Source organism: Pseudonocardia sp. ICBG1034, from assembly GCF_020131375.1.
Lineage (GTDB): Bacteria > Actinomycetota > Actinomycetes > Mycobacteriales > Pseudonocardiaceae > Pseudonocardia > Pseudonocardia alni.
Genome location: NZ_JAHLEK010000015.1, coordinates 633,527 through 651,031 on the forward strand (window position 1 = coordinate 633,527; position 17,505 = coordinate 651,031).

At 75.6% G+C, this 17,505-nt stretch carries 14 protein-coding genes and 1 riboswitch; of the genes, 3 read left to right on the top strand and 11 right to left on the bottom strand.

Features of this window, described 5'->3' with window-relative positions; translation table 11 throughout:
• Window positions 1–3 precede the first annotated feature (3 nt).
• The gene (locus KPF22_RS04650; RefSeq protein ID WP_224401336.1) at window positions 4–2,892 is read right to left on the bottom strand and encodes a ribonucleoside-diphosphate reductase subunit alpha; all 2,889 of its coding nucleotides are present in this window, start codon (window positions 2,890–2,892) and stop codon (window positions 4–6) included.
• A 130-nt stretch (window positions 2,893–3,022) separates the two neighbouring features.
• A riboswitch (cobalamin riboswitch) is annotated at window positions 3,023–3,226 on the bottom strand.
• Window positions 3,227–3,395: 169 nt separating this feature from the next.
• Between KPF22_RS04650 and KPF22_RS04655 the strand changes: the two genes are divergently transcribed.
• Window positions 3,396–4,145 carry a trans-aconitate 2-methyltransferase gene (locus KPF22_RS04655; protein ID WP_224401337.1) on the top strand — a complete coding sequence of 250 codons (750 nt, stop codon included), beginning with the start codon at window positions 3,396–3,398 and terminating at the stop codon, window positions 4,143–4,145.
• Here KPF22_RS04655 and KPF22_RS04660 read toward each other — a convergent pair whose 3' ends face one another.
• Complete coding sequence (locus KPF22_RS04660; RefSeq protein ID WP_224401338.1) at window positions 4,146–5,666, bottom strand: ABC transporter substrate-binding protein; 1,521 nt, start codon at window positions 5,664–5,666, stop codon at window positions 4,146–4,148.
• Window positions 5,663–6,049, bottom strand: a complete 387-nt coding sequence (locus tag KPF22_RS04665) for a hypothetical protein (RefSeq protein ID WP_224401339.1) — start codon at window positions 6,047–6,049, stop codon at window positions 5,663–5,665. Before KPF22_RS04665 ends, KPF22_RS04660 begins: the two co-directional genes overlap by 4 nt.
• 120 nt (window positions 6,050–6,169) lie before the next feature.
• On the opposite strand from KPF22_RS04665, the gene KPF22_RS04670 reads away from it, so the two are divergent.
• Entirely contained in the window at window positions 6,170–6,532 is a 363-nt protein-coding gene (locus KPF22_RS04670) for a hypothetical protein (RefSeq protein WP_073576628.1), read from the top strand.
• 10 nt (window positions 6,533–6,542) lie between these two features.
• Here the strand turns inward: KPF22_RS04670 and KPF22_RS04675 are convergent, their stop codons facing one another.
• The 6 genes from KPF22_RS04675 to KPF22_RS04700 form a co-directional block, all read right to left on the bottom strand.
• On the bottom strand, window positions 6,543–7,988 hold the full coding sequence (locus KPF22_RS04675; RefSeq protein WP_224401340.1) for an ABC transporter ATP-binding protein: 1,446 nt from the start codon (window positions 7,986–7,988) through the stop codon (window positions 6,543–6,545).
• Window positions 7,985–8,791, bottom strand: coding sequence for an ABC transporter permease subunit (locus KPF22_RS04680; RefSeq protein ID WP_224401341.1), 807 nt, complete (start codon window positions 8,789–8,791; stop codon window positions 7,985–7,987). The genes KPF22_RS04675 and KPF22_RS04680 overlap by 4 nt, the downstream gene beginning before the upstream one ends.
• Complete coding sequence (locus KPF22_RS04685) at window positions 8,788–9,762, bottom strand: ABC transporter permease (RefSeq protein WP_208818877.1); 975 nt, start codon at window positions 9,760–9,762, stop codon at window positions 8,788–8,790. The genes KPF22_RS04680 and KPF22_RS04685 overlap by 4 nt, the downstream gene beginning before the upstream one ends.
• The gene (locus KPF22_RS04690) at window positions 9,759–11,282 is read right to left on the bottom strand and encodes an ABC transporter substrate-binding protein (protein ID WP_224401342.1); all 1,524 of its coding nucleotides are present in this window, start codon (window positions 11,280–11,282) and stop codon (window positions 9,759–9,761) included. The genes KPF22_RS04685 and KPF22_RS04690 overlap by 4 nt, the downstream gene beginning before the upstream one ends.
• A gap of 9 nt (window positions 11,283–11,291) precedes the next feature.
• Window positions 11,292–12,581 carry an MFS transporter gene (locus KPF22_RS04695; RefSeq protein ID WP_224401343.1) on the bottom strand — a complete coding sequence of 430 codons (1,290 nt, stop codon included), beginning with the start codon at window positions 12,579–12,581 and terminating at the stop codon, window positions 11,292–11,294.
• Window positions 12,582–12,653: 72 nt separating this feature from the next.
• On the bottom strand, window positions 12,654–14,210 hold the full coding sequence (locus tag KPF22_RS04700; RefSeq protein ID WP_224401344.1) for an ABC transporter substrate-binding protein: 1,557 nt from the start codon (window positions 14,208–14,210) through the stop codon (window positions 12,654–12,656).
• 42 nt (window positions 14,211–14,252) lie between these two features.
• Here KPF22_RS04700 and KPF22_RS04705 point away from each other — a divergent pair, with 42 nt between their 5' ends.
• On the top strand, window positions 14,253–14,840 hold the full coding sequence (locus KPF22_RS04705) for an NADPH-dependent FMN reductase (RefSeq protein ID WP_208818880.1): 588 nt from the start codon (window positions 14,253–14,255) through the stop codon (window positions 14,838–14,840).
• Between the two features lie 7 nt (window positions 14,841–14,847).
• On the opposite strand, the gene KPF22_RS04710 is transcribed toward KPF22_RS04705, so the two are convergent.
• Both KPF22_RS04710 and KPF22_RS04715 read right to left on the bottom strand, forming a co-directional pair.
• Complete coding sequence (locus tag KPF22_RS04710) at window positions 14,848–16,380, bottom strand: VWA domain-containing protein (RefSeq protein ID WP_224401345.1); 1,533 nt, start codon at window positions 16,378–16,380, stop codon at window positions 14,848–14,850.
• Window positions 16,377–17,495 carry a MoxR family ATPase gene (locus KPF22_RS04715; protein WP_224401346.1) on the bottom strand — a complete coding sequence of 373 codons (1,119 nt, stop codon included), beginning with the start codon at window positions 17,493–17,495 and terminating at the stop codon, window positions 16,377–16,379. Before KPF22_RS04715 ends, KPF22_RS04710 begins: the two co-directional genes overlap by 4 nt.
• Window positions 17,496–17,505: the final 10 nt, after the last annotated feature.

Genomic DNA, 17,505 nt, shown 5'->3' on the forward strand with positions numbered 1-17,505 from the left:
TGGTCACTGGCAGGCCTCGCAGTCGGGGTCGTCGACCGAGCAGGCACGGCCCGGATCGAGGTCGGGGGCGGTGGCGGGCACGGCGGTGGCCGGGACCGCGGGCACCCCGGCCGTGGGCGACGCGGCGGGGGCGGCGGCCGGGGTGCTCGGCACGCCGGTCAGCCGGCCGTCGGTGCCGGCGAGGGTGGACTTCTCCACCGACGTCGCCGCGCGGGTGCGCAGGTAGTAGGTGGTCTTGAGCCCGGAGCGCCAGGCGAGGCGGTAGAGCTCGTCGAGCGCCCGGCCGCTGGGGGCGGCGAGGTAGAGGTTCAGCGACTGCGCCTGGTCCAGCCACTTCTGCCGGCGCGAGGCGGCGGCCACGAGCCAGCGCGGCTCGATCTCGAACGCGGTCGCGTAGAGCTCCTTCAGGTCGGCGGGGACCCGGTCGATCTCGGCCAGCGACCCGTCGAAGTACTTGAGGTCGGCGACCATCACCTCGTCCCACAGCCCGCGGTCCTTGAGGTCGCGGACCAGGTGCGGGTTGATCACCGTGAAGTCGCCGGACATGTTGGACTTCACGTACAGGTTGAGGTGGATCGGCTCGATCGACTGCCCGACCCCGCAGATGTTCGAGATCGTCGCAGTGGGTGCGATCGCGAGGACGTTGGAGTTGCGCATCCCCTGTGCGACGACCTTCTCCCGCAGCGACGCCCAGTCCAGCGTGGACGACCGGTCGACGTCGAGCTCGCCGTCGCCGCGGGCCGCGGCCAGCAGCTCGAGCGAGTCCAGCGGCAGGATCCCGCGGCTCCACAGCGACCCGTCGAAGCTGGCGTAGCGGCCGCGCTCGACCGCCAGGTCCGACGAGGCGGTGATCGCGTGGAACGACAGCGCCTCCGCGCTGCGGTCGGCGAACTGCACCGCCGCGTCGCTGCCGGGCGCGATGCGCTGGGTGAACAGCGCGTCGGAGAAGCCCATGAGGCCCAGGCCGACCGGGCGGTGACGCAGGTTGGACCGGCGGGCCTCGGGAATCGTGTAGAAGTTGATGTCCACGACGTTGTCGAGCATCCGCACCGCGGTGGTCACCGTGCGGCGCAGCCTGTCGGCGTCGAGCCCGTCCGCGGTGACGTGCGCGGCGAGGTTCACCGAGCCCAGGTTGCAGACCGCGACCTCGCCCTCGTCGCCGGCGCGGGTGTTGAGGGTGATCTCGGTGCACAGGTTCGACGAGTGCACCACCCCGGCGTGCTGCTGCGGGCTGCGCAGGTTGCACGGGTCCTTGAACGTGATCCACGGGTGCCCGGTCTCGAACAGCATGGTCAGCATCCGGCGCCACAGCTCGACCGCGCGCACCGTGCGGTGCACCCGGATCTCCCCGCGCGCCGCGGCCGCCTCGTACTCGCGGTACCGCTGCGCGAACGCGGTGCCGTAGAGGTCGTGCAGGTCGGGCACCTCGTCCGGGGAGAACAGCGTCCACTGCGCGTCGGCCTGCACCCGGCGCAGGAACTCGTCGGGCACCCAGTTCGCGGTGTTCATGTCGTGGGTGCGGCGGCGGTCGTCGCCGGTGTTCTTGCGCAGGTCGAGGAACTCCTCGATGTCGACGTGCCAGGTCTCCAGGTAGGCGCACGCCGCGCCCTTGCGCTTGCCGCCCTGGTTCACCGCGACGGCGGTGTCCCCCGCGATCTTGAGGAACGGCACCACGCCCTGGGAGACGCCGTTCGTGCCCCGGATGTGCGCGCCGAGCCCCCGGACCGGGGTCCAGTCGTTGCCCAGCCCGCCGGAGTACTTCGCCAGCAGCGCGTTGTTGCGGTAGCCGCCGAAGATCGACTCCAGGTCGTCGTCGACGGTGGTGAGGAAGCACGACGACAGCTGGGGGCGGGTGGTGCCCGAGTTGAACAGCGTCGGGGTCGAGGCCATGAAGTCGAAGCTCGACAGGAGCTCGTAGAACTCGACCGCCCGCGCCTCGCGGTCGACCTCGCGGACCGCCAGCCCCATCGCGACCCGCAGGAAGAACGCCTGCGGCAGCTCGAAGCGCACGCCGCGCTCGTGCAGGAAGTAGCGGTCGTAGAGGGTCTGCAGGCCGAGGAAGCCGATCTGCAGGTCGCGCTCGGGGCGGATCGCGGCGGTGACCCGGTCCAGGTCGAAGGTCGCGAGCTCGGGGTCGACCAGACCGATCGCGATGGCGTGGCGCAGGTAGTCCTTCGTGTAGGCCGCGTACCGCTCGGCCATCGTCGCGTGGTCCGGGGTCTCCCGGGTGTCCGACAGGTGCGACACGGCCTCGGCGCGCAGCCGGTCCAGCAGCAGTCGCGAGGCCACCAGGGAGTACGCGGGCTCGCGCTCGACCAGGGTGCGGGCGGCCAGGACCAGTGCCTGGGCCAGCTCGTCGGCGGTGATGCCGTCGTAGATCGTGCGGTCCAGCTCGGCGAGCACCCTGTCCGGGGTCACGTCCTCGATGCCGGCGCAGGCCTCGTCGAGCACCGCGGCGACGCGGACCCGGTCCAGCGGGGCCCGGCTGCCGTCGGGATGGGTGACGTGCACGACCGGGGCGTCCGCGGCGGCGGTGTCCCCGCCGTCGTGCGCCCGGGCCCTGGCCTGCTGCTCGCGGTAGAGCACGTAGGAGCGGGCGACCTTGTGGTGGCCTCCGCGCATCAGGGCGAGCTCGACCTGGTCCTGGATCTGCTCGACGTGCACGGCGCGCGCCGGGTGCCGGGTCAGCGCCGCGACGACCTGGTCGGTCAGTCCGGCGACGAGGTGGTGCAGCCGCGACGACGCCGCGCCCGAGTCCCCCTCGACCGCCAGGAACGCCTTGGTCGTCGCCACCGAGATCTTCGTGGCGTCGAATCCGGTCTCGGACCCGTCGCGCCGGATGACGCGCAGGGCCGGTGGTGCTGCTGCCGGTGCAGCGGTGGAAGCCGTCACGGGCTCTCTCCTCGCGAGTCGCCGTCCCTCCGGGGGCGGGCGCGGTACGAGGAGGCGGTGGGTCGGCGTGTCGTCGGCGGCCCACCGCACCCTGGCGCCGTCCCACGAGGCCCCGGAGCAGCGCGCACCGGTCGGCACGCGCACCGGTGGCAGGTCTTCGGACTCACGGGCGCACTGCGCACACCTACTGGCCGTCGCTTCCCGGGATCACTCCCAGTGCTGTTGACGGCGGTCGTTCCCGTTCACCGCTGCGGGGCAGTCCCGGATTCCCACCGGGTTCCCTCTTGCCTCACCGGCCCGTGCGGACCGGTGAACCACCAGCGCCCCGGACACTACATCTGGGGTCTGGACACGATCGACCCCCCTATCGGTTCCGGTTTCGACGACCATCGAGTCACGCACGGTGAACGTCGCCGGTCACGGGCCCGGCGGTCCCTTCCGTTCGACGGGTCCGCGCGGATACCGTCGGCCGCACTGTTGCCACCGTTGTGCAGGAGAGTGCGATGACCACCGGAACGGACCTCGACGCCGAGCACTGGCTGCGCCGGTGGGACGCCCAGCAGGAGCGCTACATCCCCGACCGGGAAGAACTGTTCGCGCTGGCGCTCGACGTCGTCGACCGGCTCGCCGGCACCCCCGCCCGGCTGCTCGACCTCGCCTGTGGGCCCGGGTCGTTCGCGGCCCGCGCGGCGGCGCGCTGGACCGGGGCCGAGGTGGTCGGCGTCGACGTCGACCCGGTCATGCTGGAGCTGGCCCGGCGGACCACCGGCGAGCGCGTCCACTGGGTCGACGCCGACCTCTCGCGTCCCGGGTGGACCGACGCCGTCGGCGGCGGGCCGTTCGACGCGGCCGTCTCGGCCACCGCCCTGCACTGGCTGCCCGAGCACGCGCTGCCCGGGCTCGCGCAGCGCCTCGCGTCCGTGCTGCGCCCCGGCGGGGTGTTCGTGGACGTCGACACCCTGCTCGCCGACCCCGCCCGGCCACGCCTGGCCGAGCTGACCCGCACCCTGCGGGTCGAGCGCACCGACCGGGGACTGGCGACCGGCGAGGACTTCCGGGCCTGGTGGGACGCGCTCGCCGACGAGCCCGCCCTGGCCGACGGGTTCGCCGAGCGGGAGCGCCGCTTCGCCGGCCGGGTCACCGGCGGGTCGTCGCTACCGGCCTGGGAGCAGGCGCTGTCCGGCGCCGGGTTCACCGAGGTCGGGACGCTCACCCAGACCTTCGACCGGCGGACCCTGGTCGCGATCCGCTGATCACCCGAGCCGGGCGCGCGCGAAGTTCGCCCAGGCGAACGTGTTCGGCCGGGCCGCCTCCAGCCCGGTGAGCCCGGCCGCCACGCCGACGTTCCAGTCCCGCACACCCCACACCAGGGCGCCCGACTCGGTGCGCAGCAGACCGAGGATCCGGGCGAACGCGTCGGTGCGCGCGGCGTCGTCGGTGGTGGCGACGGCGGCGTAGTAGAGGCGGTCGATCTCCGGGCTGCGGTAGCCGGTGAAGTCGTAGGTCGGGGTGCTGGTCAGCATCCGGCGTCCGATGTAGTCCGGGATCGGCAGCGAGCCGGTGCTGTTCTGGGAGAACACGCCCTGCTGCCGGATGGCCCGGAAGTAGCCCGACGACGGCAGCGGCCGCGCGGTGACCCGCAACCCGACCTCGCCGAGCTGGCGCGCGACGAGTGCGGTGGCGGCGTCGAAGGTCGGGTCGGCGCCGCTGGTCTGCAGCTCGATCGCCGCCCCCTGCGCCCCGGCCTCGGTGACGAGCGCGCGGGCCCGCGCGACGTCCCGTGCCACCGGGCCCACCCCCGCCGGGTGGTAGCGCAGTCCCTGGCCGAACATGTCGTCGCCGACCCGGCCGCGCCCGAGCAGCACGACCCGCACGAGCTCCTCGCGGTCGATGCCCAGCCGCACCGCCTCGCGCAGCCGCGGGTCGGAGAACGGTGCCCGGTTCACCCGCATCACCAGGAACTGGCTCGCCGAGGCCGGCGCGGACAGCGCCGAGGCGCGCTGCTCGCCCCCCAGCCGGGCGGCGCCGGTGGGGGTGAGGTCGTGGGCGTAGTGCACCTGGCCGGACAGCAGGGCGCCGATCCGGGCGGCCTCGTCGTCGACGGGCAGGAACTCCAGCTCACGTACGCCGGGCGCGCCGTCCCAGTGATCCTCCGACGCGGTGTAGACGGTGGACCCGCCCGGGGTGAACGACGCGAGCCGGAACGGCCCGGTCCCGTTCGGACGGTCGAACGACGTCGTCCCGGCCTTGACGATCTCGGTACCGGGCGCGCCCCAGGCCAGCGGGAACAGCGTGTTCGGCCGGGTCAGCACCAGCTCGACCTCGCTCGGCGACACCGCCCGCGAGGCGGCCGCGTCGAGGTCGCGGAACAGGGTCGCGGCGATCGCGGTGGTCGCCGGGTCGGTGATGCGGGCCAGGGTGGCGAGCACGTCGTCGGCGGTGAGCGGGGAGCCGTCGTGGAAGCGGGCCGCGCGCAGCCGGATCCGCCACCGCCGCCCGGTCGCGTCGCTCTCCCAGGACTCGGCCAGCCGCGGCTCGGGGGTCATGTCCTGCGACCACCCGGTGAGGGTGTCGAAGCACGCCTTGGCCCGGGCCTGGTCGACGTAGAGCGGCAGGACGTGCGGGTCCAGCGACTCGCGCGAGCCGCCGGTCGCGAAGGCGACCCGCAGCCGCTCCTCGCCTGTCCCGCCGCCGGAGCAGCCGGTGAGGGCGAGCGCGGCGACGCCGAGCGCGCCGGTCAGCACCCGGCGCCGGGACAGCTCGGGCGGGGTCATCCGGCGGCCCGCCCGGTGTCCGAGGCGCGCAGGCCGGGGGTGAACACGTGCCCGTCGAGGACGGCCGGGCGGGGCGCCGTACCCGGTCCGCCCGCGCGGATCCAGTCGGCGACGGCGTCGGTCGTCGCAGCGTCCAGGACCGCACGCAGCCACACGGGCCGCGCACCGGCCCGTCGCGCGGCCGGGGTGGGTCCGACCACGACGACGTCGGAGTCGGCGCACGGGCCGAGGCACTCGCTGGTCCGCAGCCGCGCGTGGCCCTCGATGCCCCGGGTGAGCCGGTCGAGCAGCCCGTCGTGGTGGGGCCGGTCCAGGCCCGGGTGCTTGCGACCGGAGCCGCAGCAGCATCCCCGGCAGACGGTGACGGCGGACAGCGCAGACATGGTCCGACCCTACGTGACATATGACGGATTGTTCAGACGTCGAGGGTGACAATCCGGTGAGTGCGGCCACCGCCACGCGGGAACCCTCCGGTCCCACACCCCGGACACCAGGAGATCCCCATGAGCCACCACGTCCTCGAGGCCGCCGGCGTCAGCACCCCGGCCACCGTCGTCGAGAAGCTGCACGACGCCGCCCGCGCGAGCACCGCCTGCGCCTCGGCCATGGTCGCCTCCGGCGGCATGGAGACCGAGGTGCTCCTCGCCCTCGACGCCGCCGACCTCTGTACCGCGGCCGCGAGCGTGCTCGGCCGCCGGACCGGGGACAAGGCGGTCGGCGAGGCCGCCGCGTCGGCGGCCGCGCTCGCCTGCGAGGCCAGCTCGGCCGCCTGCGGCGCGCACGCCGACCACCACGAGCACTGCCGGCTGCACGCCGAGGTCACCCGGGAGACCGCGCAGCTGCTGCGCGAGCACGCGGGCGCCTGAACGCTCCGGCTCAGCCGGCCGGGACCGGCTGCGGTGCCGCGGCCACCCGGCCGTCGACGAGGGTCACGACCCGGTCCGCCGACGCGACGGCGACCGGGTCGTGGCTGATCAGCAGCACCGCGGTGCCGTCCTCCCGGCAGACGCGCCGCAGCTCGGCGAGCAGCAGCGCGCGGTGCCCGCCGTCCAGCGCCGAGGTGGCCTCGTCGGCCACCAGTACCGCGGGCCCGGCGAGCAGGGCCCTCGCCACCGAGGCGCGCTGGAGCTGACCGCCGGACAGCCCGCCCGGGCGGCGCGCGGCCGTCGCGGCGGGGACCCCGAGCCGCTCCAGCAGCGCGACGGCGGCGGCGCGGGCGTCGGCCGGGGACCGCCCGCGCAGCAGCACGGCCGGCCGGGCGACCTGGTCGAGGACCGGGCGGTGGTCGAGGAACGCGGACCGGCAGTCCTGGTGGACGTACTGCACGGCGCGCCGGTCGCCCGCCGGGTCCCGGCCGCCGACGCGGACGGTCCCCGAGCAGGGGGTCAGCCCGGCCAGGGCCCGGCCGAGCGTCGTCTTGCCCGCCCCCGAGGGCCCGGTCAGCGCGACGAACCCGCCCCGCCCGACGGCGAGGTCCACCCCGGACAGCAGCTGCGCCCCGCCCGCGGCCCGGACCCCCAGATCCGTCACCTCGAGCATCGCCCCGACCGCCGCCGGTGGTGGCCGGGACGCGGTCGGGGCGGGTGCACCGAGCAGCGCGGCGGCCGGGCCGGTGCGCACGACCCGGCCCGCGGCGAGCTCCAGCAGCGTCACCGGGACGGCGGCGGCGAGCCTGCGGACGGCGTCGAGGTCGTGGGTGAGCAGCACGAGCGCCGTGGAGCCGGCGGCCAGCACGGCGAGCCGGTCGAGCACCGCGTCGGTGGTGACCGGGTCCAGTCCGGTGGTCGGCTCGTCGAGGACGACGACGGCCGGCCCGGGCACCAGCGTCTGGGCCAGCGCGACCCGCTGCTGCTGTCCGCCGGAGAGCCGGTGCGGGTGGCGGCGGAGCAGGTGCGGCTCGGCTCCGAGGCCGGCCCGCTCGCAGGCCTCGGTGACCGCCCGGGCCCGGGCGGTCCGGTGCCGTCGACCGCGACCGTGCACGGTCGCGGCGAGCTCGTCGAGGACCGGCCCGACCCGACGCACCGGGTCCAGGACCCGGCCCGGGTGCTGCGGGAGGTGCCCGACCCGCCCGGCGCGGCGCGTCCGCAGCTCCCGCGGGGCGACGCCGAGCAGCTCGGCGGGCCCGATCCGCACCGACCCGTCGAGCGCCACCCCGGTGGCGGCCTCGCCGAGTAACGCCAGCCCGAGCGTCGACTTCCCCGCCCCGGACGGCCCGATGACGGCGAGCACCGCACCGGGCGCGAGATCGAGGTCGACGCCGTCGAGGAGCACCGTCCCGTCGACGGTGCGTGCGGTCAGCCCGCGGACCGACAGCGCGCTCACACGACCGCCCCCGTCCGGTCCGCGAGCCGGTCCACCAGCACGTTCGTCCCCGCGGCGAGCGCGACGAGCAGACCCGCCGGCACCAGCAGCGCGTACGGGGCGAGGAACAGCGACGCCGCGTTCTGCTCGATCACCACCGCCCAGTCGACGGTGTCCGGTGGCAGCCCGACCCCGAGGAAGCTCGCGCTGGTCAGCACGGTCAGCACGAGCACGCCGCGCGTCCCGGCGTCGACGAGCACCGGCCCGGCGACGAACCGCCCGGTCTCGACGACGTGGATCCGCCACCACCGCTCGCCGTTCTGCGTCATCGTCTCCAGCGCCACCCGCCGCGCGGGGGCCCCGGCGGCCCCCCGGACCACCCGGACGACCGCGGGCAGCTGCAGCAGCGCGGTGGCGACCAGCAGCCAGCCGACACCGCGCCGTCCGGTGCCGGCGAGCACCAGCAGCACCAGCAACGACGGCAGGACCAGCAGTACGTCCAGCGTCCGCTGGGTGAGCAGCACCGCCCACCGGCGCCCGGCCGCGGCGAGCACCAGTCCCAGCGGGACCCCGGCCGCGTAGGCCAGCACCAGTGTGCCGACGACGAGCGTGACGACGGTGGTGCCACCGGTGAGCGCCAACGTCAGCACGTCGCGGCCCAGCGCGTCGGTGCCCAGCGGGTGCCCCGGCCCGGGCGGGAGCAGCGCGCCGGACCCGCCCGGGACCGGGAGCAGCGGCGCGAGGACGGGCCCGGCGACGGCGCACAGCAGCGGCACCCCGGCGAGCAGCGCGGCGACCGCGGTCGTCACCGGCACCCGGCTCACGGCTCGTCCTCCCGTACCGGGCTCAGCCGTGCGGTCGCCGCGTCGGCCACCAGGTTGACCGTGATGGTGACGAGGGCGGCGAGCAGCGCGTAGCCCTGGATCAGCGGGATGTCGCGGTTCTGCACCGCGTCGACCACCCCGGCCCCCACCCCGGGCAGCGCGAACAGCGCCTCGACGACGACGACCCCGCCGAGCGTGCCCTCGACGATCCGGGCGAGCTGCTGCACCGACGGCGCGAGCCCGCCGGGGAGCACGTGGCGCAGCAGCACGTCGCGCTCGGGCAGGCCCAGCCGGCGCAGGTGGGTGACGTGCGGTGCCCGATCGGTCTGCAGCACGCCCTGGCGGATCTGGCGTGACAGCCACCCCAGCTGCGCCGCGACCAGCACGACGACCGGCAGCACCAGCACCGCCGGGCCGAGCAGGGACCCGCCACCGGCGGTCGCGGGGAGCCAGCCGAGCTGCAGCGAGAAGAGCCCGACCAGCAGCAGCCCGGTCGCGAACTGCGGAGCGGCCTGCAGCGCCGACACCGTCGCCGTGGAGACCCGGTCCACGACGCTGCCCGGCCTGCGTCCCGCCGCGGTGCCGACGGCGACCCCGAGCGGGACCATGACGGCGAGCCCCAGCGCGGCGAGCAGCACGGTGCTCCCGAGGCGGTCCGCCACCTCGTCGACGACGGGCCGCCCGGTCACCAGCGAGTTCTTCAGGTCGCCCGTGACGAGTCCGCCGAGCCAGTCGCCGAGCCGCTCCGCGGCCGGGAGGCCGGTACCCAGCTCGGTGCGCAGCCGTTCCACCTGCTCGTCGGTCGCGTCGGGCCCCAGGACGACCTCGGCCGCGTCGCCGGGCAGCAGCGTCGTCAGCGCGAAGATCGCCACGACGGCGGCGAGCAGCTGGGCGGCCGCGACCGCCACCCGTCCGGCGGGGGAACGTCCGCCCCGTGCGTCGACGACGGGCGGGGCCGCGCCGGTGCTCATCCGGCGGCGGCCTTGTCGAAGCGGCCCCACAGGTGGCTGTTGGGCTTGGCGGCCTCGATCCCGGTGACCCCCGCGGCGACACCGACGTTCCAGTCCGACAGCGCCCACACCAGTGCCCCCGACTCGTCGCGCAGCAGGGTCTGGATGCGGGTGAGGTCCGCCCCGCGGGCGCTCTCGTCGGGGTTCGCGACGGCCTGGGCGTAGAGCCGGTCGACCTCGGCGCTCCGGTAGCCGGTGTAGTTCGAGTTGTCGGCGGACGACAGCCGGCGACGCCCGATGAAGTCGGGGATCGGCAGCGCCCCGGTGCGGGTGAACGACGCGACCCCGGAGGTGCGGACGGTGGTGAAGTAGGTCGGGGCGTCGAGCACCCGCGGGGTCGGGGCCAGGCCGATCTCGCGCAGCTGCTCGGCGACGAGTGTGGCCGCGGGCTGGAAGTTCGGGTCGCTGCCCGAGGTCTGCAGCTCGAACGCCAGCCCCTCGGCGCCGGCCTCGCGCAGCAGTGCCCGGGCGCGCCCGACGTCGCGCGGGGCCGCCGTCGCACCGGCCGGGTAGTACTCCAGGTCCGGCCCGCCGAACAGATCGGCACCGGCCTGCCCGGTGTCGAGCAGGACCACCCGGACCAGCGCCTCGCGGTCGATGCCGAGCCGCACGGCCTCCCGCACCCGTGGGTCGGCGAACGGTGGCCGGTCGACACGCAGGTTGAGGAACTGGGTGGTCGACTGCGGTGCGGCGAGCAGGGTGGCCCGGCCGCCCTGGGCCTCCACCTGGCGGGCACTCGCCGGACGCAGGTCGTGGGCGTAGGCGACCTGGCCGGACAGCAGCGCCCCGAGACGGGCCTGCTCCTCGTCGACGGGGGTGAGCTCCAGTCCCGGGGCGGGCGGGGCGCCGTCCCAGTAGGCGTCGTTGCGGGTGTAGACGGTGGGGCCGCCGGGGGTGAAGGACACGAACCGGAACGGCCCGGTCCCGACCGGTGTGGCGAACCCGGTGGTGCCCGCCGCGACGATCTCGCTGCCGGGCGCGCCCAGCCAGAGCGGGAAGGTGAAGTCCGGCGCGGTGAGGACGACCTCGACCTCGCGCGGTCCGGCGGCCCGGCTCGCGGTGAGGTCGACCCGGGCGAACAGCGACGCTGCCGAGGCGGTCGTGGCGGGGTCGGCGATGCGCCGGAAGGTGAACAGGACGTCGTCGGCGGTCAGCGGGCGGCCGTCGTGCCAGCGGGTGTCACGCAGCCGGATCCGCCAGCGCGTGCCGGTGGCGTCCGGCTCGACGGACTCGGCCAGCCGGGGCTCGGCGGTCATGTCCTGCGACCACCCGGTGAGCGTGTCGAAGGTGGCCCTGGCCCGGACCTGGTCGACGAACTGCGGGACGACGTGCGGGTCGAGCGACTCGCGGGAGCCGCCGCCGGGGAAGGCGGCGCGCAGCCGCTCGGAACCCCCGCCGGTGCCGCCGCCGCAGGCGGCGAGGGCGGGGACCGCGGCGAGCGCGGCGGCGCCGCCCAGGAAGGTGCGTCGGGTCAGCTCCACGGGTGCTCCTCAGGCGGTGGTGGCGGTGCTGGTCGTGACGGCGCGCGGTTCGAGCCTGCCGGTGCGCTGCATCCAGGCGATGACGGCGGCGCCGACGAGCCCGATCGCGAGCAGGACGGCGAACGGGATCCAGCGGCCGGCGCCGTCGGGATGGCGGTCGAGCAGGTTCCCGACGGCGGTGTTGCTCACCGCCACGACGGCGGCGGAGACGAGGTAGTACCAGCCGTAGTAGGTGCCGGCGAGCTGCTCGCTGCCGACCCGGGGCAGCAGCGCGAGCGAGAACGGGTTGGTCATCGCCATGCCGACGGTGAACACGACCGTGCCCGCGAGGACCGGTGTGACCGCGAGCAGCCCGGCCGCGGTCCACTCCCCGGCGGGCGCGGTCGGCACGAACGGCGCCGCGACACCCAGCGGGACGAACCCGGCGCCCATCAGCACGAGCCCGGCGGCCATCGTGCGCCCGTCGGTCCAGCGGGCGCGGCACCACGCGGTGATGCGGACCTGGCCGAGGATGCCGACGAGGGTCGACACGACGAACACCGCGCTGACCGCACCGGCGACGCCGGACACGCGCTGCGCCTCGACCGGCAGCACCAGGTACAGCTGGTTGAACAGGGCGAAGTAGCCGGCCCCGCCGAGCGCGAACAGCAGGAACCGGCCGTTGCCGACGACCTCGCCCCAGCTGCCGAGCAGCCCACGGTCCTGCGGCGGCGCCGGACGGGCGGGCAGGACGAACAGCTGCGCGACGGTCAGGACCGTGAACACGGCGCACGCCACGGCCGCGACGAGGCGGAAGTCCACCGCGAGCAGCGCGGCGCCGAGCAGCGGCCCGAGCAGGGCCCCCGCATGGCCGAACACGTTGAACACGGAGAAGACCTCGGCGCGGCGATCGCCGGCCTCGGCCATCAGGTAGGCGCGCACCGCGGGGTTGAACAGCGCCCCGGCCAGCCCGGTCAGCACGCCGGCGGCGATCAGGCCGGGCAGGGAGTCGGCGACGACGAACAGCCCGAACGCCACGATCCGCAGCGCGCACCCGACGATGATCACCGGACGGCAGCCGATCCGGTCCGCCGCCGAGCCGCCGACCAGGAACATCCCCTGCTGCGACAGGTTGCGCAGGGCGAGGACGAGTCCGATCGTCGCCGCCGCGTAGCCCAGGCTCCCCATGTGGGTGGCCAGGAACGGCAGCACGAGGTAGAAGCCCAGGTTGATGCCGAACTGGTTCACCACGAGCATCCGGCTCGGCGCGGTCAGCTCGCCGAAGGAGCGCAGCACGACGTCCCCCCGTCGGTTGATCACCTGAACGGGATCACATACGTCCCCCGGACACAAGTGCCACTGATGCGCACCTGCCGATCGGATGCAGCGCGGTCAGCCGAGGCGGGCGCGGTGGAACCGGGCCCAGGTCCCGGTGTCCGGGCGGGCCGGTCCGACGCCGGACAGGTCCGCGGTGACGCCGACGTGCTCGTCCCCGACCGACCAGGCGGTGGCGTCGGTGCGCAGCAGGAGCTGGGCGCGGCGCAGGGCGTCGGAACGGCGGGCCTCGTCCGGCGCCCGGGCGGCGACGGCGAGCAGCGCCCGCACGTCGGGGCGGCCCCCCGCGGCGTCCCCGCTCCCGGTGGCCCCGCCGGTCCCGGTACCGGTCGCGGTGTCGTCGCCGGTGTCGCCCGCGGTGTCGTCCCCGGGCACCCGGGGTGCCGCGGCCACGGCCTGCAGGTAGAGCGGGATCGGCTGCGCCGCGGCACGGCGGAACCGGATGCCCGGGGTCGGCTCGACGTCCGGCGGCTCCGGCTCACGCGGCTCGCACCGCAGCCCGACCGCCGCCAGCTGCTCCACGACGAGGTCGGCGGTCGGCCGCGACATCGGGTCGAACGGGTCGAAGAACAGTGGCACCCGCGCCCCGTCCGCCCCCGCCGCGACGACCAGCTCCCGGGCCCGCGCGACGTCGCGCACCACCGGCGCGAGCCCGTCCGGGTGGTGGGCCAGCCCGGCCCCGAACAGGTCGTCGCCCGGTTGCGCGAGGTCCAGCAGGATCTGGCGCACCAGCTCCACCCGGTCGATCCCGAGCCGCACCGCCTCGCGCAGCCGCGGGTCGGCGAGCGGGCCGGGCCCGGTGTCGAGGAAGCGGGTCACCGAGCCCGGTGCGGCCAGCACGGTCGTCCCGGTCCGCCCGAGCAGCCGTCGTGCGCTGTGCGGGAACAGGTCGTGTGCCCAGTGCACGTAGCCGTCCACCAGGGACTGGTAGCGGTTCTCCTCGTCGTCGTCGACCAGGAACTCCACCGCGGGCGCGGGCGGGCGGCCCGCCCAGTGGCCGTCGTGCCGGTAGAGGGCGTCCGGCGAGCCGGGCAGGAAGCGGAACGCGCCGGTCCCGACGGGCACGTCCCCCCGCCCGCCGCGCACGATGCCGGTTCCCGGTGCGGCCAGGGCCAGGGCGAACAAGAAGTCGGGCCGGCCCAGCACGAGCTCCACCTCGGTCGCCGACACCGCGCGGCTGGCGGTCAGGTCCAGGTGCGCGAGCAGCGGCGCGGCCGTCGCCCCGGTCGCGGGGTCGAGCACCCGGCGCAGCGACGCGAGCACGTCGGCCGGGGCCAGCGGCCGCCCGTCGTGGGCGACGGCGTCGCGCAGCCGGATCCGCCAGCGCGTCCCCGTCCGGTCGGGTGCCGCGGATGCCGCCAGGTGCGGGCGCGGGGTCATGTCCTGGTCCCACACCAGCAGCGTGTCGGCGACGGCGGCGGCCCGCGCCCGGTCCACCGGCCGCCACACCCGGTGCGGGTCGGGTGCCCCGAGCGGGCCGGTCCCGGCGAACGAGGTGACCAGCCGCGGCGACGCGGCGTCGGCCGGCGCGCCGCACGCCGCGAGAGCCGGGATCCCCGCGAGCGCCGCGGACGCACCGGCGGCCCGCAGGAACGAACGACGGCTCAGCTGCACGGCACCAGGGTGCCGGGTCGGGTGACGGTTAGGGTCGCCGGGATGGACCTCCTCGCGATCTCCGGCAGCCCGTCCGACCCGTCGAAGACCGCGCTGCTGCTGGAACGGGCGGTGGCCAGGGCGGCCGCGCACGACGGTGTGTCGGCGGAGCTGCTCGCGCTGCGCGACCACGACGTCGCCCTCTCCGACGGCCGCGACCCCGCCGACTACACCGGCGACACCCGCGCGGTGATCGACCGGGTCGTCGCGGCGGACGCGCTCGTCGTCGGCACCCCGATGTACCGCGGCAGCTACACCGGCCGGCTGAAGAACCTGTTCGACGTGCTCCCCAACGACGCACTGGCGGGCAAGCCCGTCGGGCTCGTCGCGACCGGGGGCACCGACCACCACTTCCTCGCGGTCGAGCACGAGCTCAAGCCGCTCGTCGGGTTCTTCCGGGCCTGGGCGGTCCCCGGCGCGGTGTACGCGAACAACACCCACTTCGACGGCGGCGCACTCGTCGACGACGGCGTCCGCGACCGGCTCGACGCGCTGACCGACGCCGTCGTCACGTTCGCACGGCGGATGCCCCGCGACGCCGCGGGCGCGGCCGCCCCGGACATCCCGCGCCGGGCGCTGCGCGAGGGCTGAGCACCGCTCAGGACAGGGCGTGCCCCAGCTCGCCCGCTCCGGCGAGCAGCTCGTCGGCGTCGCGGGCGACCAGCACGTGGTCGAGGACCTCCTCGTACTCGCCCATGGCGCAGGACGCCTGGTCCCAGTAGCGGCGCTGCTCCGGGGTGATCCACCCGACCCGGTACGCGCGCCGGGCGAGGCGGCGCAGCTCGTCGGTCCCGGGCGGGAGGCCGTTGGACCGGCCGTCCCCGACGAACAGGACGGCGGTCCGGGAGTCGACGGCGTCGGCGAAGTCCTCGTTCAGGGTCCGGAGCACCCGCCCGTAGTCGCTGGTGGCGTCCAGGTCGATGCCGGGCGCCGCGAGCACGGCGGCCAGTGCGTGGTCGTCGTGCGCGGCCATCAGCAGGTCGGTGACCTCGACCGGGGTGTCGACGTAGGCGAGCACCCGGCAGCGGAACGCCTGCCGGTGCAGGGTGCGGGCGAGCCGGAGCACGAACGCGGTGATCGACCGCACCGACAGCGACACGTCCGCGACGACCAGCAGCCGCACCCGGTCGGGGACCTTCGCGCGGTGGTGCAGGTGGAACGGGACGCCGTCGCTGCGCATGCTGCGCCGGACCGTGTGCCGCACGTCGAGCGGACCGTGCGCGTGCTCGCGGGGCACCCGGCGCGGCGCGCCGCGCATCCGGTGCAGCAGCTCGTGGCAGGCCCGCGCCATGTCCGCGGAGTCCAGCGTGTTCCCGCCGGCCCCGGTCTCCGGACGCTCGGCCCCGGTGGTCGCGACCCGCTCGGCCAGCTGGGCGACGAAGTCGGTGATCGCGTCGACCAGCCGGTCGAGCTGGATCTCCGAGAGGTCCTCGCCGTCGGGACCGTCGGCGTAGACGGCGTGCGGGTCGTACTCCGCGAGCCAGGCCAGGATCGCCTCCGGGTCGTCGAAGGCGATCTCGCCCGACGCCTGCGTGGTGGCCCCCGAGGTGAGCTCCCGGCCGACCGAGGCCCCGGCGCGTTCGAGGTCGACGGTGTAGGTCGTGCCGCGCCGGCCCCGGTCCTCGCCGGAGGAGACCGACAGGTCCTTGTCCGAGCCGCCCAGCGAGGCGTCGTCGTCGTCGCGGTGGGGGTCGAACCCCTTCTCCTGCTCCGGCGCGTCGAGCAGGTCGCCCACCTCGGCGGCGCCCGGGTCGTAGCCGGCGTAGCGGCCCAGCGGGTCGTCGTCCTCGGTGAGGTCCAGGTCCCCGGGCAGGCCGTCGCCGCCGGGCTCGCGGAGGGCGGGCCCCGAGCCGCCGGCCGCGCCGGGACCGTCCCCGGCGACGAGGCCGAAGAACGCGTCGAAGGCACGCTCGAACCCGGGCCGCTCGTGGGCGTACTTCACCGTCACGGCGCGCAGCCCTGCGCGCAGCCGCCCGGTGTCCGCCGCGCCGAGCAGCGCCAGCACCCGGCGGACCTCGATCGCCTCCGCGGGGGACACCGCCACCCGCTGCGACCGCAGCACCCGGGTGAACGCGGCGGCCAGCACCGACAGCAGCCGCGTGCCGGGGTCGCCGGACGCGGACGCGGTCATCGCCGCATCCGCCGGGCCCGGTCGGCCTCGGCGCGCGTCGCACCGGAGCTCGCCCGGCCCTTCCCGAAGGCGCCGGAGGTGGTGTCGGCGGGCCGGGAGGACCGGCGGACCCGGCCCTCGTCGGTCGCGACGTCCACCTCGGCCTCCGGCTCGCCCCCGTCGAGACGGCGCACGGCGAGCTCGCGGTCCGAGCCGTACTTGAGCAGTGCGGACAGCAGCGCCGAGCGCACCTTCTCGACCTCGCCGGTCGTGGCGAGCCCGAGCACGGCCGCGGCGCGGGCGGCGTCGATGACCTCCGAGATCGACGGGGACTTGCGCAGCGGGAACCCCCGCAGCCTGCGGGCCAGCTCCACGACGTCGGCGACGACGTCGGCGGCCACCTCGGGTGCCCGCCGGGACACGATCTCGGTCTCGCGCTCGGGGGTCGGGAAGTCGACCTGGTAGTGCAGGCATCGGCGCTTGAGGGCGGGGGAGAGCTCCCGGGTGTCGTTGGAGGTCAGCACCACCCACGGGGTGGAGCGCGCGGTGAAGGTGCCGATCTCGGGCACGGTGACCTGCCGCTCGGCCAGCACCTCGAGCAGCAGGGCCTCCATCGACTCCTCGGTGCGGTCGACCTCGTCGACGAGCAGTACCACCGGGTCGTCGGACAGGACCGCCTCGAGCAGCGGGCGGGCGGAGAGGAAGTACTCGGTGTAGAGCCCGGTGTCCTGCTCCTGGAGCCGGGCGGTGGCCTCGGCCATCGTCGTGGTCCCCGACAGCAGCTCCCCGATCCGGTCGCGGAGCATCTGGACGTGCATCAGCTGCTTGCCGTAGTCCCACTCGTAGAGGGCGCGGCCGTCGTCGAGGCCCTCGTAGCACTGGAGCCGGATCAGCCGGCGCCCGCTCGCCGCGGCCAGGGACTTCGCCAGCTCGGTCTTGCCGACGCCGGCGGGGCCCTCCAGCAGCAGCGGGCGTTCGAGTGCCGTGGCGAGGTGCACCACCACGGCGAACCCGGGGTCGATGACGTAGTCCTGACTGGACAGCGCCTCGGTGAGCGCCTCCGCGCTCTCGAAGGCCGGCGGGCCGGACGCCGCGCCGCCGGATGGTGCCTTGCCGAACTCCGTGCTGTCGGACACCGTTCTCCTC

What these genes read in the sequence shown, in the direction of transcription:
- KPF22_RS04655 (WP_224401337.1), top strand. Translation starts at nt 3,396, where the DNA reads ATGACCACCGGAACGGACCTCGACGCCGAGCACTGGCTGCGCCGGTGG.
- KPF22_RS04660 (WP_224401338.1), bottom strand. Translation starts at nt 5,666, where the DNA reads ATGACCCCGCCCGAGCTGTCCCGGCGCCGGGTGCTGACCGGCGCGCTC.
- KPF22_RS04665 (WP_224401339.1), bottom strand. Translation starts at nt 6,049, where the DNA reads ATGTCTGCGCTGTCCGCCGTCACCGTCTGCCGGGGATGCTGCTGCGGC.
- KPF22_RS04670 (WP_073576628.1), top strand. Translation starts at nt 6,170, where the DNA reads ATGAGCCACCACGTCCTCGAGGCCGCCGGCGTCAGCACCCCGGCCACC.
- KPF22_RS04685 (WP_208818877.1), bottom strand. Translation starts at nt 9,762, where the DNA reads ATGAGCACCGGCGCGGCCCCGCCCGTCGTCGACGCACGGGGCGGACGT.
- KPF22_RS04705 (WP_208818880.1), top strand. Translation starts at nt 14,253, where the DNA reads ATGGACCTCCTCGCGATCTCCGGCAGCCCGTCCGACCCGTCGAAGACC.
- KPF22_RS04710 (WP_224401345.1), bottom strand. Translation starts at nt 16,380, where the DNA reads ATGACCGCGTCCGCGTCCGGCGACCCCGGCACGCGGCTGCTGTCGGTG.